This is a genomic window from Bacillus sp. AFS015802 (assembly GCF_002561455.1).
Taxonomy (GTDB): domain Bacteria; phylum Bacillota; class Bacilli; order Bacillales; family Bacillaceae_B; genus Rossellomorea.
Map to the genome: position 1 here is coordinate 93,264 of NZ_NTUP01000004.1, position 21,801 is coordinate 115,064.

Sequence of the window (21,801 nt, forward strand, 5' to 3'; positions counted from 1 at the left end):
AAGGAAGATCCATATGAAGCAACTAACATTCCATGAGTTACAGAACTACCTGGCACTAAAATACAAAGAAGGACGCACTTCATCAGCTTTATTTATGAAATTGGTAGAAGAAATTGGTGAGGTTGCAGAGGTACTAAACCAATTAGAAGGTCGAAAAGCAAATTCGGGGAATACGTCTTTAGAAAAAGAGTTAGTGGACGTTATCCATTACGCAGTGGCCATTGCGAGCATAAATGATATTGATTTAACAGAGGCCATTTTTAATAAGGATACACAAGCAGCAATGAAATATAATCAATCTCCAAATTTAGAGGAATTTATAAGAGGACACAACAAATAAATCATTGAGAAACATATTTGTAAAAGCAATGCGTAAATGAAAGCTCATAATTAATTCAATAATTGGAAGGAAAAGGGTGGGTAGAAAGAGAACTATATGAGATACCGAATTGAATAAAGGAGACAAGGATATGAGCAAATCATTTATTGAACAAGTACATTATATTAGAATCCCCGTGAAAGATTTAGAACTGTCTGCACAATGGTATAAAGATGTATTAGGACTCCAGTTAGTAAATTTGAATGACGAACTTGCGGTTTTCAAAGTAAATGAAGGGCCTTTCCTGCTTATCTTGATTCCTACCGCAGATGAGACATATGCCCATTTTACAATTGAGAATGAACAGGAATTTAGTATTGCCTTTACAAGTTCGGAGTTATCTAAATTTCATCAACACTTAATGGATCATCAAGTGAAGGTCGATGATATAAAAGAAGATAATGGTCACGCCTTTTTCCACTTTTATGACCCAAATGGGAATAAGCTTCAAGTACACTGGTAGGAAATGAACAGGTAGGGTCGTCAATCCAAGGAGGATTAACGGCCTTTTTTGTGGAATTTCTTATTGAACCATGAGGATTAGTGGAAGAAGAACCTCCATATTAATGACTGGGAAAATCAAAGAATTGCCATCTTATACAAGGGAGATGAAATGATGAAATTACTGCTCACATCCGCAGGCGTCAATAACAAAAGCATACACGAAGCCCTGGTTACGATGCTCGACAAGCCGATCGCCGATTGCACCGCCCTGTGCATCCCCACCGCCATGTACGGACACCCCTGGGTCGGTCCCGGCGTCAAAACTTGGGAGTTCATCAGCGGGAATTCCGAGAATCCCATGGTGGACCTGGGGTGGAAGTCTGTCGGCGTGCTGGAACTAACAGCGCTGCCAAGCATCAATAGGGACCGATGGATGCCGCTGGTAAAGGAAACAGACGTCTTTCTCGTATCGGGCGGTGACGCTCTCTACTTGGCTCACTGGATGCAACAATCCGGATTTGCAGATCTTTTGCCGACGCTTGACGCAGTCTATGTGGGAATGAGCGCAGGGAGTATGGTGATGGCCCCTAAAATCGGGGAAACCTTTGTTGGCTGGACTCCTCCGAACGGCGGGGATACAGCGCTAGGTATGGTTGACTTTTCAATATTCCCCCACTTGGACCATGAGATGCTGCCGGAAAATACGATGGCTGATGCAGAAAGATGGGCCTCGGGGATGAATGGACCTGCATATGCGATTGATGATCAGACTGCCATTAAGGTAATCGATGGAGAAGTCGAAGTGGTTTCTGAGGGGAATTGGAGGCGGTTTTCATCCTGAGCTTGCTTCTGGTAGACTTTTCATAAATTAAATAGTAAAGGTGGGAGAATGATTAACAGGGGAGGATTGATGAACGTAACAAAACGGAAAATAATATTCTCTGTAATACTGTTAGCAGCCATAGGAGCCATAATATTGGTCTGGTCAGAGTTCCGTGAGAGGATGTACGATCTATATTACACTCCAAAGGCAAGCCAAATGACATTTGAATTCAAGACACCTACACAGGTACCATTTGCTGAAATGAAGGTGAACGATTTTTCAGTTGGAGAAGATCAACAGGAAGCGGAAATGTCGTTAAACGCTGATATAAATATGATGGATATCCGAATTTCGTCATCAAAACCAGAGTATGAAGCAGATAAGGTCGAAAGGGTCAAAATCGGACATGATACTTTTGGAGATTTCATCCCGAATAACTCTGGTAGAAGAATCCTTGCCTGGAAAGATGACATGTATTATGAAATTATTTATTATCCTAAGGTAACCCCAAAAGAAGTGAGTAAAATACAATTGATTCAAATGGCAGAGTCTTTTCAATAATAATTTCAGGTGATAAGCGCTAATGATGAGGGCACCGCTCAGGCCCGGGGAAAGCGAGCACCTGGAGCGGAAATCAACCACAACTCGCTTGATTAAAAGAAACAAATTTCCCGAAAATATCTATAACCACAATAAAAGCTGAGGATTTAACCACAATCTTCAGCTTTTATAATTTGGATTGACAACATCCACTACTTTGTCATACTATATAGTGGTAGTTAGTATTACTGAATACGGAAGGATATAAAATGAGGAGGTGACTGTTTGGAAAACTTTACAGAAATGCTGAAAGGGGTCCTTGAAGGGTGTGTACTTGAGATCATCAGCCGTGGTGAAACGTATGGCTATGAGATTACGCAGCAGCTGAGGGAACTTGGTTTCACGGATGTGGTGGAAGGTACAGTGTACACCATTACCATGCGCCTTGAGAAAAACAATCTGGTGAATATTGAAAAGAAGAAAAGCTCTGTAGGGCCTCCGAGGAAATTTTACACCCTGAATGAAGCGGGGCAGGAGAAGCTCAAGATTTTCTGGGGTAAATGGGATTTTATTTCAAGCAAAATGAACGAACTCAAAACGAAAGAAATCATAAGGAGAGGATAAGATGAAGTTTATTGAAAAGATTACCGGAAGTATGGCCGACAAGCGTGAATGGCGGGCAATGGAGGCTCGTGCGAAGACACTGCCAAATGAGTACCTCCATGCGTACAAAGCGATCCAAAAATATATGTGGACTGCCGGGGGCCTCACTGACTGGAGGGACACGAGCCGTATCTTTAATGGCATTCTCGATCTATTCGAAGAGGGTGCAGCGGATGGCAGGAAAGTCACTGACCTCACGGGTGAGGACGTAGCTGCTTTCTGTGATGATTTGGTGAAGGAATCGGAAACATGGAGTGACAAGCATCGGGCTAAGTTGAACGATACGATAGGTCGTGGAAAAAAGTGAATCCATTAGATCATACCGACTGAATAGCAAGCTGGTTATAAATGCTGAACCGACTATTCAGTTATTTTTTTGCAACAGTAGTAAGTAATACTGATTACCAGTTATACTAAGTAGCTCTTAAGATAGAGGGAGGAAAAAAGATGAGTCATGCAGCGATTTCAATAAAAGGATTAAAAAAGTCGTTCAAAGACAAGGAAGTCTTAAAGGGAGTGGATTTTGAGGTGAAGTGCGGGGAGATATTCGCACTTCTCGGTTCCAATGGGGCGGGTAAGACAACGATCGTCAATATTCTTTCGACGCTGCTGAAGGCAGATAGCGGTAAGGCGAGTGTGTGCAGCTTAGATGTGCAGTACCAGCCGGATCAGGTTCGTCAAAGCATCAGTCTGACAGGACAATTTGCTGCCCTGGATGGTATCCAGACAGGAAGGGAAAATCTGATTATGATTGCGAAATTACGGGGAGTGTCCAATCCGCCACGAATCGCAGAAGATCTCCTGACACGTTTCAGTCTGAAGGACGCGGCCGACAGACGTGCGGATACTTATTCTGGTGGGATGATGCGCAGGCTTGACATCGCCATGAGCCTGATCGGGGCGCCGCCTCTCATCTTTCTCGATGAGCCAACGACAGGCCTGGACCCTGAGGCCCGAATGGAAGTCTGGGAAACCGTTAAGGAGCTTGCGGGTGGCGGAACGACCATCTTACTGACCACCCAGTATCTGGAGGAAGCAGAACAGTTGGCGGACCGTATCGCCATCCTTCATGGAGGGAAAATCATTACGACGGGTACCCTTGCTGAACTGAAGGAAATGTTCCCACCTGCGAAAGTGGAGTATATCGAGAAGCAGCCGACGCTAGAGGAAATCTTCCTCTCAATCATTGGCAAAAAAGGAGGAAATGAAAATGAACAGTAACACAGGGGTATTATTTGGACGGCTGATGCGTGGCATTTTACGGAGTCCTGATACGATTATCACGGTTGCCGTTACTCCAATTATGATGCTACTGTTGTTTGTTTATGTATTTGGCGGTGCCATCGAGACAGGGACGGACAGCTACGTGAATTATTTGTTACCTGGAATTCTGCTGATTACGATTGCCTCCGGTGTCGCTTATACATCGCACCGGCTCTTTACGGATGCGAAGAGCGGACTGATGGCGCGGTTTAGTACAATGCCAATCAAGCGCTTCTCGATATTATGGGCACACGTACTGACTTCCCTTGTATCCAATTTGCTTGCCGTTATGGTCGTCATTCTCGTAGCGCTGTTGATGGGCTTTCGTTCTGGTGCTGATATCTTAGCCTGGCTGGCAGTAGCAGGAGTGCTGGTACTGTTTACGCTGGCACTGACATGGCTTGCGGTTATTCCGGGATTGACGGCATACTCAATGGAAGGGGCGACGGCATACTCATACCCATTGATCTTCCTCCCCTTTATCAGCTCTGCCTTTGTGCCAACGGAAACGATGCCAACCGTTGTACGGGTGTTCGCAGAGAACCAACCCGTGACATCCATCGTGAATGCCATACGTGCCCTTTTGTATGGAGGAACGGTCGGCAGCGATATCTGGACCTCCCTTGCCTGGTGCGTCGGTATAATGGTCATTGCTTATTTTATTGCAGGGAGGATATTTAAGCGTCAGCTTGGATAAGGGGTAGGTTCATGCCTCGCAGATTAAGAGAAAAAGTCGGGTGGACACAAAAGGATTGGGGATTACTGTTTAGTACCCAACCGTAATTTGTGTCCTCTTTTTTTGCGAAAAAGAGGAAGATTCTTGTTGGAAATGGAATACCTTTAATATGGTAGTTGGCTTAAATTAAGGTCTTTTTCAAAGATTGTCATTGGAGGGCAGCTTATGGCATTCATTTCAATTTACACGATTGGCAGGTTGCGAGATCCTTACGACCATCCGGCGTCCCTTGGCTTTTATGACATGGGTTATAAAGTCATGCGTCAGGCTTATGCTTCGGGACATCTCATTGAGGAGTTCTCTTCAGAGGGTGTCGCCCTTTCTGAAAAGGCGAAAGGGAATGGGTATCCGGTACTGACATTAACGGTGTGGAAAAACCTTCAAACGTTGTACCGTTTTACATATGGGGGGAAGCACAGTCAGGCACTGCGAAACAGGAACAATTGGATGGAGCCTCATGATGGGAAACATTCTTCATATGTCATCTGGTGGACAGAGAAGGTGAAGTATGTCTCATGGGAGGAAGCTTTCAAAAGGTACGATTATTATCTTGAACATAAAGCTACACCTTATGCGTTTGACTTAAAGAATGCATTTGATGAGAGTGGGAATCCGTGTATTCTTAAGTTATAATCTGATGAATTCCTTAAGGAGGGAAATTCTATGCTTTTTATGATGATCGTCAAAGCCTCCAGAAATTCCGAAGCGGGAAATCTTCCGAGTCCTGAACTCATGGAAGCCATGACGAAGTACAATGAGGATTTAGTAGAAGCAGGAGTTCGGGTGATGGCGAAAGGACTTCATCCGAGTTCGAACGGTATCCGCGTTTCGTATCCGGAACCAGGTGGAGAGCCGGTGGTAACAGAGGGACCTTTTGAGGTCGAAGAATTAGTGGCAGGGTTCTTTCTCATCGACGTGAAGTCGAGGGAAGAAGCCATCGAGTGGGCCATGCGGGTGCCGGATCCACAGGGCTATGGGGAAGGTCAGGTGGAATTGCGTCAAGTGTTCGAAGCACCGGAGCAAACGGATAAAGACGAATGATCCCAGCTCAATTGGATGAAGGTATCTGGTCTTTGAAGTGAAAAACTGAAAGAAGGTGTATTAAATCATGGGCTTACAAACACGCTTAGATGACTTTACCAAAATGCATGATGGATTCATCAGGGACTGGAGTCACGCTATGAGCTCGGGTGACACCTCTTTGGTAGAAAGAATGACAGAAGATTACTACGTAGCTTTCTTTAAGAGGGGCAATGAAAGACCGACAATTTTTAATAAAAGAGAAGCTGTAAATGGCATGAATCAATCCGTAAGTCAATTTCTGGGTGCAAATAAGAGGTTCGAAAATAGAGTCATTCGATTACGAGATAGCGAGAATGCTGTAGTATTCTATGAACAATTAATTGTAAAAGATGAGGAAGTAGCAGCACGATTATTTACCATCGAGAATTGGACATTCATGAATGAAAAATGGATGGTTATGAGAGAAATAGAAGAACAAATCAATTAAGATCCTTGGAACGGCCTTCTTCTATACGACTTAAAAGGAGCGATTTAATATGTTGTTTCTTTCTTTACCGAAGATGATCCATACTTCCCGTCAGAACAGCAGGTCATGTTAAACTTCCAAGTACATAATTTTAATGAAACGATCGAGCATCTGAATCAAATCGGAGTGCCCCTTGCAAAGGATAAAGAAGTGAGTGAATTTGGTCAGTTTATCTGGATTAAAGATCCTGAAGGCAGACTGATCGAGCTTTGGGAGAAATAATGGGTGGGAGCCATAGAGTTAGGAGAGTGGAATCTATATGGAGTTAACATCCTCACAGAGTCAGGCAATCGATTATTTTACGGCCTATGCACTAAAGCATAAAAAAGAAGCGAAGGCGACCATTCATCATGTCCTGAACATGTCCAATCTTTCAGGCGAAGTGTTCGAACAGGCCGTTCATCATATGAAAACGTACGCTCAGATCGGATTACATTTCCATCCGGATCGACCAACTTCCACAATGAAGAACGTGGCGGAATCAATGCTTGAATATGGAGAATATAAGAGTCAGTTTGAAACATTCACTTCAAATGGGAAAGTGTCTCCCCATCCAGGTGGTGACCGGGATCTGTGGGAAGAGAAGTTGTTTGGGGGAGCCTATCAATCGGAAGGGACCTTAATGAGTGAACGGCCAAAGTACGGGGCATTGAACCTGATGTTACACCCGGATGGTCCTTCCCCGCGGTTCGGTTCTTGTTACTTTTTGTTATCCCCGAAGGTCTCATCCCGATCGACCTTTACATACATGGATTCTCATCAAAACCCCTTTGAGAAGGGGACGTATCAAGAGTTTGATATGATCCTGGCTGGTCTTTTGGAAGAGATATTTTTAAGAGATTTTGCACTGGGAGAGAAGGAGTTGACTCCGACGAGGTTTATTCAACACGTATTGAATCACCTTGGTCATGGCAGGAAGGAACGCGTGGCCCATCGAAACCTGAATCACTATATCGAATCCCAGATTCACGGACCGGTTTCCCTGAAAGAAGACGTGGAAGTGCTGGTAGCCGATCCATCCTTCAAGGATACAAAGGTCGGTGAAACCCTGGAACAAATGTGTTCCAGGTATACCATCGATCTTAAATGGCATATGGGTTTTGTCCTTCAAGTACAGGAGGTTCCTTCTGATTTCAGGGGACCGTCCATGCCGTCCCTGGCAAAGCGGATCGCTTATAAGGATAGGATTGATGCCCACACAATCGGGTCAGCCGTCATGAGTTTGAAACGAGATCGGGATTCCTGGAGTGATCGGGGTGAATATGAAGACGTGCTGCAGGAAATGAAGCTATTGTGGCATGTCTTGGTGAAGTATGGAAGACCGCTTGTAAAATGATTGAGGTGATGTTGTGATGAGAAAATCATACTTGACGGTATTGGCATTAGGTTTTATTGTGATTTCTATTTTATTAAATTATAACTCTCTTCACAATGCGGAGCAGTCTTGTATCGCCAACGATAAGACGCCAAACGTGGAGAAGACTTTATTTGCTTTCAATTGGAGTGTTTCCTGTCGATGAATAAGGTCTGACTCATATTGAATCAGACCTCAATATTTTTCTTTATACTTCCCAGCAGTCAAGAGAGGAATGATTTTAAAAACGGATAGTTTCTCCATCCTTGGGCACAAGCAGTTGAGTGGAAATGCCCTTATCAGCAGCATACTCTTTTAATTCTTCCCTGGACAGGGTCCAGTGATTGACTGCTTCCATATGGACGGCGATGATGGTCGCTCTTGGTGCAGCTTCTGCCGTTTGGAGCACGTCTTCCTTTCCCATGACGAGGGAGCCGCCTTCAAGGAATTGATTGTCACCTGCGTTGACGACGATGATGTCAGGGCGATGTGTGCCGATTTCTTCCCTCACCCCTTCGTACCAGACTGTGTCACCTGCTACATAGAGGGTTTTCTCGTCCTTATGGGAGAAGACCACACCGCAGACAGGTCCTGTAAGCTTCAGGATTTCCCCCCGGCCGTGTTCCCCTTTTGTTTTGGCAAGATGGATGTCCTCAAAGATGGAATCTTCTTTCAGAACTTCCACGTGGTGGAAACCGTCTTTCCTGACGGCGGCAGCGTCCTCTTCACTTTGTACGAAGATGGTGATATCCTTCGGCAGTGCTTCTTTGGCTGCATCGTCATAGTGGTCCAAGTGCAGGTGCGTGAGAATGACAGCATCCGCGTCTTGAACGATTTCCTCAAGGGAAACCGGTAGTTCGACCAATGGATTCTGTTGATCCTGACGAAGTGAATTCGGGAAAGGAGGGTAGCTGCCTTTTCCCGCAAGGAATGGGTCGATGATGAATTTTTTTCCTGCATACGCTACAATAAGCGTGGCATTTCTGATCAGTTGGATGTTCATAAGTCATTCGCTCCTATTCTTTATTCATTTCTGTTAACAATGTATAGTTTAAAGCATAAGAGTGAAGGCATACATACCATAACGAAAGTGTTTTAACTGTTTTACTTTATTTTTGAAAGGAGTTTACAGGATGCTGGATGAAACAGATGTAAGGATACTGGACGAATTGTCCCTTAACAGTAGGATTTCAATGAAGGAGTTAGGAGAAAAAGTTCATTTGACAGCTCCTGCTGCCTCTGCCAGGGTGGCGAAAATGGAAGACAAGGGAATCATTGAGGGGTATACCATTCGTTTGAATCAATTGAAGATGGGCTTCTCGGTCCATGCCATGATCCATATCTATTTGAGGAGCGCCAACCATCAACCATATTTGTCGTTTGTAAAAGAAAACTCCGAACATATTCTTCACAATTATAAAATCAGCGGGGAAAGTTGCTACCTTCTCGAATGTAAATTTCAGAACAATGAGGTACTCGATGACTTTCTGACCAAGCTTAGTGAGCTGGTCAGTTACAAATTATCAATTGTGATTAATTAGTAGCCATTTTTTGATGTGTCAGGACTTATCAGGTTGATCAGTGATCGATAGCCTGTAAGTCCTTGAATAAATAATGTTTTCCATCATAAGATGGGTCACTGAGATGGATGACTTCTGTTTATATCACGTTCTTTCAGTCTTGTTTATTTTGCTCTAACCAACCTAAGATCTTCAGCCTTCGCCAACACACATTTCTTCTCATCGGAATTTAATTCCACATATTCAGAATCATAGATCCAGAATATGGTGTATAACTCATCTTCGTATTCTACAATATCGCCGAGGTTATATTTCATTTTCTCTCCTTGAAGAAAATCGATCCATTCTCAGTAGACAGAGTATATTTTACCATTACTTTTTTACTATAAAACATTCTTTCTTCTTTCTAAAATGCGATTGAGATTGAGTTTTGTCATGAAACCGCAGGTCTACGCTGAAATTCATCATAAATTATTCTTATAAGAATGTATAAACGGAACCGAATCAAATTTTCAAACCGGTCCTTTCGGGAGGGAGCAAACGGACGTTCGTCTGTGATATAATGGAAGGACACAACATAATACGGAAGATGGGGTAGCGGCTCACACTCCCAAGTGAAGGGAGGTGATACGCTAATGATTGCTGTAGGAGATGTATTACAAATCATGATTGCCTTTGGAACATTGATTGTAGCAATTGTCGCGGTTACGCAAAAAAAGAAGTAACCATCGTCCCCACCGCTCATGAGGATCATTAATGATTACTTCTGTTTCGATTGACTCTGAGTGAGCCGCTGCACTTTCGATGCAGTTTATGTTGTGGAGGAGTCCTGATTGCCGTCAGGGCTCCTTTTTTAGTGTATTTAACTACCCTTATTATATACATAACTCCATTCGTTAGTAAAGAATAGTGAATAGATAGATGGAGCAGTGCCAATAATAAAATAAAATGATTGACAAATTTAACCTGTATCGTATAGATTGTTTATAACATATATTGGATCACTTACATTCCATGACGAGAACGAGTAGGTATGGTGTCTGTTCTACAGAGAGTTGACGAGTTGGTGGAAGTCAACGTTCAGATCATATTGAATATCCTCTCCGAGAAGCAAAGCTGAAGGTACTTTAAGCTTTGACGGGTTTCCGCCGTTACAAGGAACGCGTATGATTGTACGTTGCATGAGTGCTGTCACGTAAACTTGAAGTCGGGTTTATGGACAGAATCAGGGTGGTATCGCGGGTATTAACTCGTCCCTAACTAAGGTTAGGGGCGGGTTTTTTTATTTATAAAAAATGAAAGTAGTGATGACATGGAAAAGGTAAATGTAAACGAAAAGTCGGTAGATAGAGAGCAGCGGATCCAGGATTTCTGGAATTCGAATCATATTTTTGAAAAATCAGTGGCCAACCGTGAAGGGGAAAAGACATTCGTGTTCTACGAAGGTCCCCCGACGGCCAACGGTCTTCCGCATGCAGGCCATGTCCTCGGCCGTGTGATCAAAGATTTCGTCGCCAGGTATCAGACGATGCGGGGGTATCAAGTGAAACGGAAGGCAGGATGGGATACCCACGGACTGCCGGTGGAACTCGGTGTTGAAAAGAAGATCGGCGTCTCGGGTAAACAGGAAATCGAGGAATACGGGGTAGAGAGATTCATTGAAGAGTGTAAAAAAAGTGTGTTCGATTATGAGAGACAGTGGCGTACGTTCACCGAAGCCATCGGATACTGGGTGGATATGGATGATCCTTATGTGACCCTTCAAAATGATTATATCGAGAGTGTCTGGCACATCCTTTCTAAGATCCATGAGAAAGGTTTGCTCTATCAGGGACATCGGGTCGTCCCGTACTGCCCGAGCTGTCAAACGTCCCTCAGCTCCCATGAGGTAGCCCAAGGATACAAGGATGTAAAAGATCTGTCAGCGACAGCCAAGTTCAAGGTGGATGGAAAAGAGCATGAATACTTTCTTGGATGGACGACGACACCGTGGACGCTTCCGTCAAATGTCGCCCTTGCCGTCCATGAAGACGTGGATTACGTTAAAGCCAGGCGTGGAGAAGAGACCTACATCCTGGCGAAAAAACTGGTGAACGAGGTGCTGGGAGAAGACGTTGAAGTGGTCAGTGAGCATAAAGGACGGGAATTCGTTGGCGTTTCATATCAACCGCCTTTCAACAATCTCAAGCTTAACCGCGGCCATGAAGTAATTGCGGCAGGATTTGTCACCGACGACAGCGGAACAGGGATCGTTCATCTGGCCCCTGCACACGGGGAAGATGATTACAATGCCATCAAAGAAAGCGGATTGGATTTCGTCAATATCGTGGATGAAAAGGGCTGTTACACCAGTGAGTTCAAGCCTCTTGAAGGGGAGTTCACAAAGGACAGCGATGTGAAAATCATCAAAATGCTGGCAGACAGCAACCTTCTTTTTTCCAAAGAGAAATATGAACACAGCTATCCGCACTGCTGGCGCTGTGATTCACCCCTCATCTACTACGCAATGGAAGGCTGGTTCATCAAGACAACAACTATAAAAGACACGATCATCAAGAACAATAAATCCGTCGAGTGGTATCCGGATCATATGAAAGAGGGACGATTCGGAAAGTTCCTCGAAAACATGGTCGATTGGAATCTGGGCAGGAACCGTTACTGGGGAACACCGCTGAACGTCTGGGTTTGCGGGGATTGTGACCATCAATTCGTCCCGGGAAGCGTTGCCGAGCTGAAAGCACATGCGAAAAGCGGCTGGAGAGAGGGTCTTGAGCTTCATAAACCATACGTCGACGAAGCGACCGTGGAATGTCCGTCCTGCTCCCATGAGATGAGGAGGACGAAAGAAGTCATCGATGTCTGGTTCGACAGCGGTTCGATGCCATTTGCCCAATACCATTATCCATTCGAGAATGAAAAGTTATTCCAACAACAATTCCCTGCGGATGTGATCGCGGAAGGAGTGGACCAGACAAGAGGGTGGTTCTACAGCCTGTTGACAGTTTCTTCCCTCTTCACAGGCAAAGCTCCTTATAAGCGAGTCTTATCACTCGGACATATCCTCGATGAAGACGGACGAAAAATGTCCAAGAGTAAAGGGAATGTCATGAATCCAATGGAACTCGTCGATAAGTTTGGCGCCGATGCTCTCAGATGGGCATTGCTCGCAGACAGTGCTCCATGGAATAATAAACGCTTCTCGGAAAACGTCGTCAGCCAGGCAAAATCAAAGATGGTCGACACACTGAATAACGTTCATTCCTTTTACACCCTGTATGCGGTGATTGATGGATTTGATCCTGAAAAGCATGAAGCTGGAACGCCTTCGCTGCTCGATCAGTGGATGGTATCACGATTGAATACGGTCATCACAAATGTAACGGAACATTTAGATGGGTATGACTTTACGGCAGGAGCGAGAGAATTATCCATCCTGGTTGATCAAGTGAGTAACTGGTATATCCGCCGGTCACGTGAACGCTTTTGGAGCGAAGGGTTGGATGAAGATAAACTGGCGGCGTATCACACGTTACATCGAGTATTGATCAGTGTGAGCCGGTTACTGGCACCGTTCACGCCGTTCATCGCAGAAGATATCCATATGAATCTGACAGGTGAAAGCGTGCATCTGGCCGATTTCCCTAAAGCTGAACAAGATGAGATCAACCCGGCCCTTGAACTAGAAATGGATCATGTGCTGCAAGTCGTGGAGCTTGCCCGGTCCGCCCGGAATGTGACAAGCATCAAAACGAAACAGCCCTTATCAGAGCTTACGGTCGTTGGTTCCAAAAAAGATACAGAACCTCTTCAGAAATATAAATACATCATAAAAGATGAAATCAATGTGAAGAACGTTCAATTGCAGGACAACGCAGGAGATTCCGTGCAGTATGAACTGAAGCTGAACTTCCCGACTGCCGGTCCGAAACTCGGGAAGCTGGTAGGCGTGGCGCAGAAGCATTTACAAACCTTATCTTCTGAAGAAGCAAAGAAGGTTGTAGAACAAGGCTATGTGGAATTTGAATCTCCTAACGGGGAAAAGGTTTCGGTTGAGAAGGATGACCTGATCGTTCATCAAAAAACCCATCAAGGCTTGGAGATGGCTTCAAACGCTCAGTTCAGCGCATTCCTGGATACAACCATCACAGAGGATCTGCGTAAAGAAGGGAAAGCCCGTGAGCTGGTTCGTGCCGTCCAGCAATACCGTAAAGAATTGAATCTGCCGGTGGAACAGCGCGTGCGTCTTTTGTTGGATGTGGATGATTCCATGAAAGAGGTAATAGAGCAATTTGAAGATTTACTGCAGGGCAGCCTCTTGATCAAGAGCATGAGGTTTGAGAAGAGAGAAAACATGAAGGCCGTCGATATGGATGGAGACCGTGTAGGGATCTTTGTAGAAGTGTAATGAAAAGAAGGGCTTACCCAAACGAGGGTGAGCCCTTTTTTGGGGAGATTTGTCTTGAGTAAATGATTATTATTTGAAATAATTGGTAGAAAGGATGTGACTGCATATGAGCGAATACAAAGCCATGCTATTTGATTTAGACGATACCTTACTCGATCGAAACCAGGCAGTGGATAACCTATTTCTTATCTTGTTGGAGGAGTGTTATGGGAATGTAGAGGATGAATTAAAGCGGGAGATGCTTCTTACGTTCAAGGAATACGATAAAAGAGCTTACGGCATCAATGATAAAACAGCTGTATTTGAATCTTTTTTTTGTGAATTTCCACCAATAAACCGATTAATACAGATACAGGATTTCTGGAATCACCACTTTCCTCAATGTTTTTCAATCAGTGAGCATACCGTCAATCTGGTGAAGAGGATCCAGGAGCATATGAAAGTGGCCATCATCACAAACGGAACCGTACATAGACAAAAAGCAAAGATCATGAATTCCGGTTTACATGAGTGTTTTGATGTCATTTTGATTTCTGAGGAGGTCGGATTGGAGAAGCCCGATCAACGCATATACCAATTGGCGTTGAATAAGCTTCAAGTACATCCTGAAGACGCATTATTCGTCGGGGATAATCTGGAGAAGGATGTGGGTGGGCCTAAAGGAGCGGGCCTCAAGGGTATATGGTTCAATCCAGGTGGGATGGAAAACGATTCTGATATAATGCCAGATGAAGAGATTCAATCGTTGGATGAACTGTTACATTATCTTTCTCCTAAACAATTCACTCGATGAGGAGGGAACGCCTTGCGTATTCATTATCATCAGTTTCGCTCGTTACCCGAAGACCATATCATGAATGGAATGGTGACATTACATGGATCTATATTTGAAACATCGGACGATTTGATCACCAAAATGGCCAATAAGCCTGAAATATTAATAGATGTGGCGATGGAAGATTCCAGAGTCATTGGATATAAAATAGGCTATGAACTGGACTCCCACACCTTTTACAGCTGGTTGGGCGGCGTGGATCCGGAATATCGAAAACAGGGCATCGCCGCGGAGTTGATGAAACGGCAGCATCAAACATTGAAGGAACTTGGGTTTAAGGTGGTGCAAACCAAAACCATGAATAAATGGCGCAGTATGCTGATTCTCAATATCAAGAATGGGTTTGATGTCATCGATACGTATACAGATCCGAAAGGCTTGCATAAGATCATTTTGGAAAAGAAGTTATAGCAGAGCAGAGTGGGTTTTATGCAAAATGGTTCTTTACAAGAGCTAATGAAAAAATGATATGAAAAACGCTCAGGAATCTTTTGAACCGGTTCCCATTTCGAGTGGCCGATAAATGAAGCGTCATCCTTCATTGTGAGCGTCCTCTGCCCGTTTTAATAAAGGGAGTTTTTCCATTATTGTGGTAGTGTGTTTTAAGTAAATAACTGTCTAGCCAGTGCTTATCTTGTGATATAAAAATGAGGCTGGGACATAACTAAATCTATACACTCTAAAGACGAACAATTAGATCACGTGTAATATCGCTGTTGATTTCCGTGCAGGACTTCGCTTTCCTCGGGCGGAAGGCGAGCCTCCTCACAGCTTTTGCTCCTGCAGGGTCTCACCTATTCCGCTTTTCCCGCAGGAGTCTTCGTCTTGCACTCCAATCACCAGCTAGAACCTGCTTAATGCATAGATTAAGCTTTAGCACTAAAAATCAAAAATCCGAACGAGTTAGATTTTTATCAAATCACTCGTTCGGATTTTTCTTTAGCTGAAACCCTTTTGTCCCAGCCTCATTTTTTTAGATTTTCAGGTGCGAATGAATATACGAAAAGCAATTTATAAGCAGCCGTTGTCACTTTCTGGACCTAATGGAAAGAGCGTGATATCTTCAAATTAATACATTGTGTATGAATGGAGTAGAAATGATATGACAAACATAAAATGCGAAAACATTACAGAAGAAATTCTTCAAGACTATCGACAACAGGGATTTGAGTTGGTCTTCCAGGAATATGTGATGGAACATTCCTTAACCGACATCCCTACCATCGAAACACCCTATTCTTTGTCATTTAAAAGCTGGTCACCTTCATCGAATGAAATATTTTATGAAGTGTATGTCGCATCCTTTAGGGATCGGTCTGGTTTTCCGGGATGGCCGATAGAAAAATGGGTAGAGTGGATATCGGGAGACCCTGACTTTCTGCCTGACAAGTCTTATATCGCGAAAGTCAAAGATCAGGCAGTGGGGTTTATTACAGCTGCTCAGGACTCGGGAAAGACAGGATTTATTATTCAAGCAGGTGTCATACCAGAATGGCGAGGAAAGGGAATTGCGGCTGTATTGACGGCTAAATGCTTAGAAGAGCTCCGACAAGATGGGATGAAATCGGCCGGCCTGCACGTGAATCAAAACAACCCCGGAGCCATCAAACTATATGAACGTTTAGGATTCAAGATTATCCGAAAAAGAGGCACATTCGAACGATCAGAAAAATGACTGAATGGGTATCCCGCATGACATGAAAGTATACGCTTTTTGAAGAGGGCTAGAATCTCAATGTGCAATTGGGGGGGAACGCATGAAAGATCACATCCTCGACGTCATTAAACAAATTGAAATCGATCACGACTTGAAAATTTTATTCGCCTGCGAATCAGGCAGCAGGGCTTGGGGCTTTCCCTCTAAGGACAGTGACTATGACGTCCGCTTCATTTATATCCACAAATCTGACTGGTATTTATCCATCGATCAAAAAAGGGATGTGATTGAAATTCCTGCGAGGGATTCTATCTCCATTCCGATTGACCCGTTATTGGATATGAGCGGGTGGGAGCTGACGAAGGCACTGAGATTACTAAGGAAATCAAACCCGTCAATTATCGAATGGCTTACATCAACGGTTGTGTATTACCAACCTTATACTGTTATTGATCGAATAAAGGTACTGAATCAGACATTATTTTCACCTGTCCCCAGTCTGTACCATTATGTAAATATGGCGAAGGGCAACTTTCGAGATCCTGAAGAAGGAGGGATTAAGAAATACTTGAATGTGCTTCGCCCCTTGCTGGCTGCACAGTGGATCGAGAAATATCATGCGAGCCCGCCGATTGCATTTCAGGAGCTGGTTGAAGACCTGCTGCCGGCGGGTGAGATGAAAGATTCGGTCGCACTGTTGGTAAAACGGAAAATGGCGGGGGAGGAACTGAACCTGGAGACGTGGCCGGATTTGATGAATGAATATGTTTCTGAAAAAATCCGGCATTTAGAAACGTATGTGAAAACGATTAAGGTAGAGCGAGCTGACCCAACGGAGGAATTGGACATGTTGTTTAGGGATGCGTTGAGGGAGGTTTGGTATGAAGAGTAGGAAGAATTAATGGGAAACCCTATATCGAAAAAATGATCAAAACCCTTAAAGAATACAGCTAAAATCGTCCAAGATTGCTTTCAAACCAAAGAGCTCCAGCCAATTTATCGGGTTGGAGCTCTTTTCTTATCGTATTTCTCTTTAAGAGAGAAGGGGGAAGAGACTAATTGCGTCATTTTTCCGATAATTGCGTCATTTTTTTAATTATTGCGTATTATTCCAAATAATACCACATTCCGATTCAAACCCCATACTAGAGCTAACTAATTCCCCCCAGCTCTCTTATCTTTTCCCCTATTAAGCCAATACATCAGAAAAAAGCCCAATGTAATGCCTCCACTTAAGCTCAGGATGAAAGTCACTTCGTATTTCCCAATGAGCAATAAGAACAGGAACACAATGATTCCGACAATAAATGGGGAGTACCAGCGATTCATGCAGTCACCTCCTGGCTTTCTTTAATGAGAACGATGTACCCGCCTTTGAACAAAAGAATCACCAAGCGGTTAGAATCCAGTGCCTCTTGGTGAATATAAAAAAATCATTTAATCAACTTCAACAATTCTTCATTACACTTTTCTTTCTCATCATAAACCAGCCCATGCCTCCAATATAATGGCTCATGTCAATGCGCTCCTTTGTATGTGAGATATACATTCTATACCCTTTGTCGAAAAGGAAAAACCTGACAATGCGCTTCATCCTCCTCTTACCAAAGCATTGATTTACGGTTTTAAAGGGATTATCTTCTACACGGGGTGAAGCCATGAAACTGACTTTCTTAAGCATTCACTGGAAAGGTTTGCTGAGTTGACGGTACGAGGCGGCGGGATTGCGGACATCGCTGCACCGGTTGGGATTCTGCTTGGGTTTGCGGCTCTATTTTTGATGGTGGGATTAAGAAGGATAAGGTTTGAATAATTTAGAGGAGACTTAGCTTACAGAAGGGATATCTTGCTTTCACATGTAAACCGGGAACAAGACCGGCTCAGTTGAGCCGGTCTTGTTTCATGACTTTATTTGACCTTCTTTTGATTAAAGTAACTGAACGCCGTCATCCTGCTCAATAAAGCTACGGTCAGAATGGACAGGATCATGTGTGCTGATGACGTCACAGGGCTCAGTTCTTCTGTTTTAACCACAAATCCACCAAAGGTTGTCAAAGTGGAGAGCAGGATAAGAAGCAAGGCTGATTTTCTCATCACGTTAAACCTTAACGCCAGGAAGACGGCATAGCCAACGGAGAATAAAGCCACCATGCCGAGGATCCCGTGTATCGAGTAAGTAACATTGGCAAGTGCAACATCTGTGTTCCTCACTTCAAATAGTAATTGGCTCAGTTGAAAATGTTTAAATAAAGCGCCAACCAATACCTCCAGCATGACAGCTGAAAAACCAATCATCAAAGGCCTTTTCACTTCATTCAACTTCAAGATGCCATCTCCTCTTTGTAAGCCTTCATGAAGGAAAATGAGGGAGATTAGTAGAAATAAGCTGAACATGACATCCAGTGTAGTGAAACCGGTCGGTGTCCCCAATAGTACATTCATCGCACCAACCATCGCCTGGGTAAATAAGAGAACCAGGGAAAGAACCGCTATTCCTTTCACTGCTTTATCAGTGGTCTTTCTCCAAGCAATGATGGCATTGATTAGAATGACAAGCCCGAGGAGTGTAGTAAATAACCGGTGGGAGTATTCAATCACGATCCGATAATTAGTGATGTCGGGAATGATTTTGCCGTTACATATCGGCCAATCGCTTCCACATGCATCACCTGAATGAGTCGCAACTACCAAGTTGCCGAGAACTAATGCCGCAATGGTAACGATAATCGTAAAGAACGAAAATTTATTTTTCATTTCATAGGAGTCCTTTCGTGTTAGAATAGATCATATATTAATATATGTTCATATATTAACAGGATGGTGAGTCGTAACACAATTCCTAAGCGGCAATGTCACATAACGTTCATCTATCGCTAGAAGGGATTGGAATAAGGGGATAAAAAATGAAATAGATAAGGTTTTCATCTGTTTGACAGGACCATTTTCTTTTTTTATCATATAAATAAGAATACATGAACACATTGTCATATATTGAAATAGAATAGGAGAGACGACATGCGAAAGAATAATAAACATGAAGAAAATATCGTGGAACCCAATGGGCATAAACAGGATGACAAAATAGATGAAGCTTGTGTGGAGATCGATGAGGAGACGTTATTTATCGTCACTCAAACGTTTAAAGCGTTGTCCGAGCCGACTCGTGTGAAGATTCTTCATCTACTCGCGCAAAAAGAACATTCTGTTAATGATATTGCTGAAAAGCTGTCGCTGCTTCAAACAACCGTATCTCATCAGCTGCGTTTCCTGAAAAACCTGCGATTGGTTAAATATAGGCGGGAAGGCACAACATTATACTATTCTGCCGATGATGATCATGTGATGAACATGCTTCAGCAAACGATGCACCACGCGAGACACCACTAGGAAATAATGGGGGAGTTCAAGATGGACGAATATAAGCTTCAAGGGCTCTCGTGCGGGAATTGTGCGAGGGAAATGGAAGAGGAAATCAATAAGCTGGAAAATGGAGAAGGTTCAAGAATTCTTTATAATAGCAGCAAATTAATCCTGAATAAGGGCGTTGATATGCAAAAAGTGGAGAAAATCCTCTCCGCTGATGGAGCGGTCCTCGTAAAGGACCATGGGGATGAACATGCCCATGACCACTCCCATGAGCATACGAACAGCAGCACAATGAAGATCCTGCTTGGAATGTCAGCCATCATTTTTTTCTCAGCGATCTATGTAGATTCGCAATTGGATAATCTGGTCCCGGTCATCATGTATTTGACGGCAGCTGCGACAAGCGGATATCCAACCTTCATCAAGGGAGCAAAGAATCTGCTTAAATTCAAGTTCAACATCGATACGCTGATGACGATTGCCCTGATAGGCGCATTTTCCATTGGGGAATGGAAAGAAGGGACACTTGTTGCCATTCTCTTCGGTGTCAACGAACTTCTTGAAGGAATGGGCATGGAAAAGGCAAGGAAGTCCATGGAGGAATTAATGAAGGTAGCACCGAAAGAAGCGATTCTGATCGAAGGGGACAAGGAAAGGGTCGTACCGATCAATTCATTGCGTGCAGGCGATCTTGTCCTTGTGAAATCCGGACAGAAAATCCCGTCAGACGGAATCGTCGAATCCGGTAAGAGTTCCGTAAATGAAGCTGCCATAACCGGTGAAGCCATGCCGGTTGAAAAGGAAAAGGATGAGAAAGTCTTCGGGGGAAGCATCAACAACGAAGGGGTCCTCAAGGTAAGAATTTCGAAAGAATACAAAGATTCTTCCCTTGCGAAAATCCTGCACTTAGTCGAAGAGGCGCAGGAAACCAAGACACCGACAGAACAATTTATCAATCGATTTGCCCGGTATTATACACCGATTATCATGATCGTGTCTGCATTGGTGATACTTGTTCCCCCCCTCCTGTTTAATGGGGATTGGGGAGAGTGGTTTTATCAAGGGCTCGCGGTACTCATTGTCGGTTGTCCTTGTGCACTGATCCTTTCGTCTCCAATTGCCATCGTGTCCGGGATTGCCCGTAATGCGAAAAACGGAATCCTTGTGAAGGGTGGCGTATTCCTAGAGCAACTCGGTAAAATTGACACCGTTGCATTTGATAAAACCGGTACGCTTACCAAAGGGCATCCGTATGTAGAAGAAATGGCTGTCTACGATCAAGAAAACTTTTTCCGGATTGCCGGTTCAATTGAAAAATCATCTTCACATCCGATTGCAAAGGCAGTCATGAAAAAAATCAGTGAAGATTCCATCAACCAGGCATTCTCAGAACCTGAAGAAATCAACACTATCTCTGGTCAAGGCGTATCCGCCATGATCGAAGGGAAAAACTACAGAGTCGGAAACGAGAAAAGCCTCGAATGCTCCGTTCCGTCTGAAGTCGAGCAAAAGATCCATACGATGAAAGAGAATGGGTATACGCTTGTGATCGTCTCAAGCGATACAGAAGTTCTTGGATTATTCGGCATTACGGATGAAATCAGGGAAGAAAGCAAGGAAATCATACAAGACCTATATGCTGCCGGTATCAAACAAGCGGTGATGCTGACAGGAGACCACGACAAGACGGCAGAAAAAGTGGCACAGCAAGTAGGATTGACCGATTACTATGCAGGTCTCCTTCCAGACGAAAAAGTCGCTAAAGTAAAAGAACTCACAAACAAAGGAAAAGTGGCCATGGTGGGTGACGGAATCAACGATGCCCCCGCACTGGCAACAGCAGACCTGGGAATCGCCATGGGGAAAGGAACCGACAGCGCCATTGAAACTGCCGATATCGTGCTGATGCAGGATCATCTCGGAAAACTTCCCTCCGCCATCAAAATTGCGAAAAGGGTCAATAACATCATTAAGATCAACATTTCCCTTGCATTGGGGTTAAAACTGATCGCATTACTCCTGACGATTCCAGGGTTACTGACATTATGGATTGCCATCTTATCTGATATGGGAGCAACCATTTTGGTTACATTGATCAGTCTGACAGTGATGATCGGGGAAAAGGCAAAAGCGTCACATTAATTAGAACTTCTTCATTAAATAGACAAAAGGGCTCATCCACGGCGATGGGCTTTTTTTGTGTTTTTTAAATCCAATATTTTCTAAATGGTTATGATAAACTTACAATAGGATAGTATTACTTTATT

25 protein-coding genes, 1 pseudogene and 1 other annotated feature are annotated in these 21,801 nt (G+C 43.8%); of the genes and pseudogenes, 22 read left to right on the forward strand and 4 right to left on the reverse strand.

Annotated features, from left to right (window positions below):
* Positions 1-13: 13 nt before the first annotated feature.
* From CN378_RS02835 to CN378_RS02895, 13 genes and pseudogenes are all read left to right on the forward strand, one after another.
* Positions 14-340 (forward strand): MazG nucleotide pyrophosphohydrolase domain-containing protein, encoded by a 327-nt coding sequence (locus CN378_RS02835; RefSeq protein ID WP_098350424.1) that lies wholly within the window; start codon positions 14-16, stop codon positions 338-340.
* Positions 341-470: 130 nt separating this feature from the next.
* Positions 471-842, forward strand: a complete 372-nt coding sequence (locus CN378_RS02840) for a VOC family protein (RefSeq protein ID WP_098350425.1) — start codon at positions 471-473, stop codon at positions 840-842.
* Positions 843-995: 153 nt separating this feature from the next.
* Entirely contained in the window at positions 996-1,664 is a 669-nt protein-coding gene (locus tag CN378_RS02845; RefSeq protein ID WP_098350426.1) for a Type 1 glutamine amidotransferase-like domain-containing protein, read from the forward strand.
* A gap of 69 nt (positions 1,665-1,733) precedes the next feature.
* Positions 1,734-2,207, forward strand: a complete 474-nt coding sequence (locus CN378_RS02850; RefSeq protein WP_098350427.1) for a hypothetical protein — start codon at positions 1,734-1,736, stop codon at positions 2,205-2,207.
* Between the two features lie 264 nt (positions 2,208-2,471).
* On the forward strand, positions 2,472-2,810 hold the full coding sequence (locus CN378_RS02855; RefSeq protein WP_098350428.1) for a PadR family transcriptional regulator: 339 nt from the start codon (positions 2,472-2,474) through the stop codon (positions 2,808-2,810).
* Between the two features lies 1 nt (position 2,811).
* Positions 2,812-3,156 carry a DUF1048 domain-containing protein gene (locus CN378_RS02860; protein WP_098350429.1) on the forward strand — a complete coding sequence of 115 codons (345 nt, stop codon included), beginning with the start codon at positions 2,812-2,814 and terminating at the stop codon, positions 3,154-3,156.
* Between the two features lie 140 nt (positions 3,157-3,296).
* A complete protein-coding gene (locus tag CN378_RS02865; RefSeq protein ID WP_098350430.1) occupies positions 3,297-4,070 on the forward strand; it encodes an ABC transporter ATP-binding protein in 774 nt (257 codons plus the stop codon).
* Positions 4,060-4,809, forward strand: a complete 750-nt coding sequence (locus CN378_RS02870; protein ID WP_098350431.1) for an ABC transporter permease — start codon at positions 4,060-4,062, stop codon at positions 4,807-4,809. Before CN378_RS02865 ends, CN378_RS02870 begins: the two co-directional genes overlap by 11 nt.
* A 204-nt stretch (positions 4,810-5,013) precedes the next feature.
* On the forward strand, positions 5,014-5,481 hold the full coding sequence (locus tag CN378_RS02875; protein WP_098350432.1) for a DUF3291 domain-containing protein: 468 nt from the start codon (positions 5,014-5,016) through the stop codon (positions 5,479-5,481).
* A gap of 30 nt (positions 5,482-5,511) precedes the next feature.
* Complete coding sequence (locus CN378_RS02880) at positions 5,512-5,889, forward strand: YciI family protein (RefSeq protein ID WP_098350433.1); 378 nt, start codon at positions 5,512-5,514, stop codon at positions 5,887-5,889.
* Positions 5,890-5,956: 67 nt separating this feature from the next.
* On the forward strand, positions 5,957-6,358 hold the full coding sequence (locus CN378_RS02885; RefSeq protein ID WP_098350434.1) for a hypothetical protein: 402 nt from the start codon (positions 5,957-5,959) through the stop codon (positions 6,356-6,358).
* Positions 6,359-6,409: 51 nt separating this feature from the next.
* Positions 6,410-6,619, forward strand: a pseudogene (locus tag CN378_RS02890) (VOC family protein); the annotation flags it as partial.
* Positions 6,620-6,656: 37 nt separating this feature from the next.
* Complete coding sequence (locus CN378_RS02895) at positions 6,657-7,733, forward strand: DUF3626 domain-containing protein (protein ID WP_098350435.1); 1,077 nt, start codon at positions 6,657-6,659, stop codon at positions 7,731-7,733.
* Between the two features lie 259 nt (positions 7,734-7,992).
* Here the strand turns inward: CN378_RS02895 and CN378_RS02900 are convergent, their stop codons facing one another.
* Entirely contained in the window at positions 7,993-8,754 is a 762-nt protein-coding gene (locus CN378_RS02900; RefSeq protein ID WP_098350436.1) for an MBL fold metallo-hydrolase, read from the reverse strand.
* A gap of 130 nt (positions 8,755-8,884) precedes the next feature.
* Between CN378_RS02900 and CN378_RS02905 the strand changes: the two genes are divergently transcribed.
* A complete protein-coding gene (locus CN378_RS02905; protein WP_098350437.1) occupies positions 8,885-9,292 on the forward strand; it encodes an Lrp/AsnC family transcriptional regulator in 408 nt (135 codons plus the stop codon).
* Between the two features lie 143 nt (positions 9,293-9,435).
* On the opposite strand, the gene CN378_RS22490 is transcribed toward CN378_RS02905, so the two are convergent.
* The gene (locus CN378_RS22490) at positions 9,436-9,588 is read right to left on the reverse strand and encodes a hypothetical protein (RefSeq protein ID WP_179884779.1); all 153 of its coding nucleotides are present in this window, start codon (positions 9,586-9,588) and stop codon (positions 9,436-9,438) included.
* Positions 9,589-9,906: 318 nt separating this feature from the next.
* On the opposite strand from CN378_RS22490, the gene CN378_RS22825 reads away from it, so the two are divergent.
* The 6 genes from CN378_RS22825 to CN378_RS02930 all read left to right on the forward strand — a co-directional run bounded on the left by CN378_RS22825 (position 9,907) and on the right by CN378_RS02930 (position 17,060).
* On the forward strand, positions 9,907-9,996 hold the full coding sequence (locus CN378_RS22825; RefSeq protein ID WP_219927342.1) for a putative holin-like toxin: 90 nt from the start codon (positions 9,907-9,909) through the stop codon (positions 9,994-9,996).
* Positions 9,997-10,276: 280 nt separating this feature from the next.
* Positions 10,277-10,532, forward strand: a binding site (T-box leader).
* A gap of 51 nt (positions 10,533-10,583) precedes the next feature.
* Positions 10,584-13,676, forward strand: a complete 3,093-nt coding sequence (ileS, locus tag CN378_RS02910) for an isoleucine--tRNA ligase (RefSeq protein WP_098350438.1) — start codon at positions 10,584-10,586, stop codon at positions 13,674-13,676.
* 106 nt (positions 13,677-13,782) lie between these two features.
* On the forward strand, positions 13,783-14,469 hold the full coding sequence (locus CN378_RS02915; RefSeq protein ID WP_179884780.1) for an HAD family hydrolase: 687 nt from the start codon (positions 13,783-13,785) through the stop codon (positions 14,467-14,469).
* 12 nt (positions 14,470-14,481) lie between these two features.
* Positions 14,482-14,922 carry a GNAT family N-acetyltransferase gene (locus tag CN378_RS02920; RefSeq protein ID WP_257140972.1) on the forward strand — a complete coding sequence of 147 codons (441 nt, stop codon included), beginning with the start codon at positions 14,482-14,484 and terminating at the stop codon, positions 14,920-14,922.
* A gap of 691 nt (positions 14,923-15,613) precedes the next feature.
* Positions 15,614-16,186, forward strand: coding sequence for a GNAT family N-acetyltransferase (locus CN378_RS02925; RefSeq protein WP_098350439.1), 573 nt, complete (start codon positions 15,614-15,616; stop codon positions 16,184-16,186).
* Between the two features lie 82 nt (positions 16,187-16,268).
* The gene (locus tag CN378_RS02930) at positions 16,269-17,060 is read left to right on the forward strand and encodes a nucleotidyltransferase domain-containing protein (protein ID WP_098350440.1); all 792 of its coding nucleotides are present in this window, start codon (positions 16,269-16,271) and stop codon (positions 17,058-17,060) included.
* A 263-nt stretch (positions 17,061-17,323) separates the two neighbouring features.
* On the opposite strand, the gene CN378_RS22495 is transcribed toward CN378_RS02930, so the two are convergent.
* Both CN378_RS22495 and CN378_RS02935 read right to left on the reverse strand, forming a co-directional pair.
* Positions 17,324-17,497, reverse strand: a complete 174-nt coding sequence (locus tag CN378_RS22495; protein ID WP_179884781.1) for a hypothetical protein — start codon at positions 17,495-17,497, stop codon at positions 17,324-17,326.
* A gap of 579 nt (positions 17,498-18,076) precedes the next feature.
* Entirely contained in the window at positions 18,077-18,922 is an 846-nt protein-coding gene (locus tag CN378_RS02935; RefSeq protein ID WP_098350441.1) for a COX15/CtaA family protein, read from the reverse strand.
* A gap of 261 nt (positions 18,923-19,183) precedes the next feature.
* On the opposite strand from CN378_RS02935, the gene CN378_RS02940 reads away from it, so the two are divergent.
* Both CN378_RS02940 and CN378_RS02945 read left to right on the forward strand, forming a co-directional pair.
* Positions 19,184-19,555: an ArsR/SmtB family transcription factor gene (locus CN378_RS02940; protein ID WP_098350442.1), complete on the forward strand. Its 372-nt coding sequence runs from the start codon at positions 19,184-19,186 to the stop codon at positions 19,553-19,555.
* A 21-nt stretch (positions 19,556-19,576) separates the two neighbouring features.
* A complete protein-coding gene (locus CN378_RS02945) occupies positions 19,577-21,676 on the forward strand; it encodes a heavy metal translocating P-type ATPase (protein ID WP_098350443.1) in 2,100 nt (699 codons plus the stop codon).
* The last annotated feature ends 125 nt before the right edge of the window (positions 21,677-21,801 follow it).

Coding starts and splice junctions, on each gene's coding strand:
- CN378_RS02915 (WP_179884780.1), top strand. CDS start 13,783: ATGAGCGAATACAAAGCCATGCTATTTGATTTAGACGATACCTTACTC.
- CN378_RS02940 (WP_098350442.1), top strand. CDS start 19,184: ATGCGAAAGAATAATAAACATGAAGAAAATATCGTGGAACCCAATGGG.
- CN378_RS02840 (WP_098350425.1), top strand. CDS start 471: ATGAGCAAATCATTTATTGAACAAGTACATTATATTAGAATCCCCGTG.
- CN378_RS02905 (WP_098350437.1), top strand. CDS start 8,885: ATGCTGGATGAAACAGATGTAAGGATACTGGACGAATTGTCCCTTAAC.
- CN378_RS22490 (WP_179884779.1), bottom strand. CDS start 9,588: ATGAAATATAACCTCGGCGATATTGTAGAATACGAAGATGAGTTATAC.
- CN378_RS02935 (WP_098350441.1), bottom strand. CDS start 18,922: ATGAAAAATAAATTTTCGTTCTTTACGATTATCGTTACCATTGCGGCA.
- CN378_RS02885 (WP_098350434.1), top strand. CDS start 5,957: ATGGGCTTACAAACACGCTTAGATGACTTTACCAAAATGCATGATGGA.
- CN378_RS02895 (WP_098350435.1), top strand. CDS start 6,657: ATGGAGTTAACATCCTCACAGAGTCAGGCAATCGATTATTTTACGGCC.
- CN378_RS02850 (WP_098350427.1), top strand. CDS start 1,734: ATGAACGTAACAAAACGGAAAATAATATTCTCTGTAATACTGTTAGCA.
- CN378_RS02925 (WP_098350439.1), top strand. CDS start 15,614: ATGACAAACATAAAATGCGAAAACATTACAGAAGAAATTCTTCAAGAC.
- CN378_RS22495 (WP_179884781.1), bottom strand. CDS start 17,497: ATGAATCGCTGGTACTCCCCATTTATTGTCGGAATCATTGTGTTCCTG.
- CN378_RS02875 (WP_098350432.1), top strand. CDS start 5,014: ATGGCATTCATTTCAATTTACACGATTGGCAGGTTGCGAGATCCTTAC.
- CN378_RS02845 (WP_098350426.1), top strand. CDS start 996: ATGAAATTACTGCTCACATCCGCAGGCGTCAATAACAAAAGCATACAC.
- ileS (WP_098350438.1), top strand. CDS start 10,584: ATGGAAAAGGTAAATGTAAACGAAAAGTCGGTAGATAGAGAGCAGCGG.
- CN378_RS02860 (WP_098350429.1), top strand. CDS start 2,812: ATGAAGTTTATTGAAAAGATTACCGGAAGTATGGCCGACAAGCGTGAA.
- CN378_RS02835 (WP_098350424.1), top strand. CDS start 14: ATGAAGCAACTAACATTCCATGAGTTACAGAACTACCTGGCACTAAAA.
- CN378_RS22825 (WP_219927342.1), top strand. CDS start 9,907: ATGATTGCTGTAGGAGATGTATTACAAATCATGATTGCCTTTGGAACA.
- CN378_RS02865 (WP_098350430.1), top strand. CDS start 3,297: ATGAGTCATGCAGCGATTTCAATAAAAGGATTAAAAAAGTCGTTCAAA.
- CN378_RS02945 (WP_098350443.1), top strand. CDS start 19,577: ATGGACGAATATAAGCTTCAAGGGCTCTCGTGCGGGAATTGTGCGAGG.
- CN378_RS02930 (WP_098350440.1), top strand. CDS start 16,269: ATGAAAGATCACATCCTCGACGTCATTAAACAAATTGAAATCGATCAC.
- CN378_RS02870 (WP_098350431.1), top strand. CDS start 4,060: ATGAACAGTAACACAGGGGTATTATTTGGACGGCTGATGCGTGGCATT.
- CN378_RS02900 (WP_098350436.1), bottom strand. CDS start 8,754: ATGAACATCCAACTGATCAGAAATGCCACGCTTATTGTAGCGTATGCA.
- CN378_RS02880 (WP_098350433.1), top strand. CDS start 5,512: ATGCTTTTTATGATGATCGTCAAAGCCTCCAGAAATTCCGAAGCGGGA.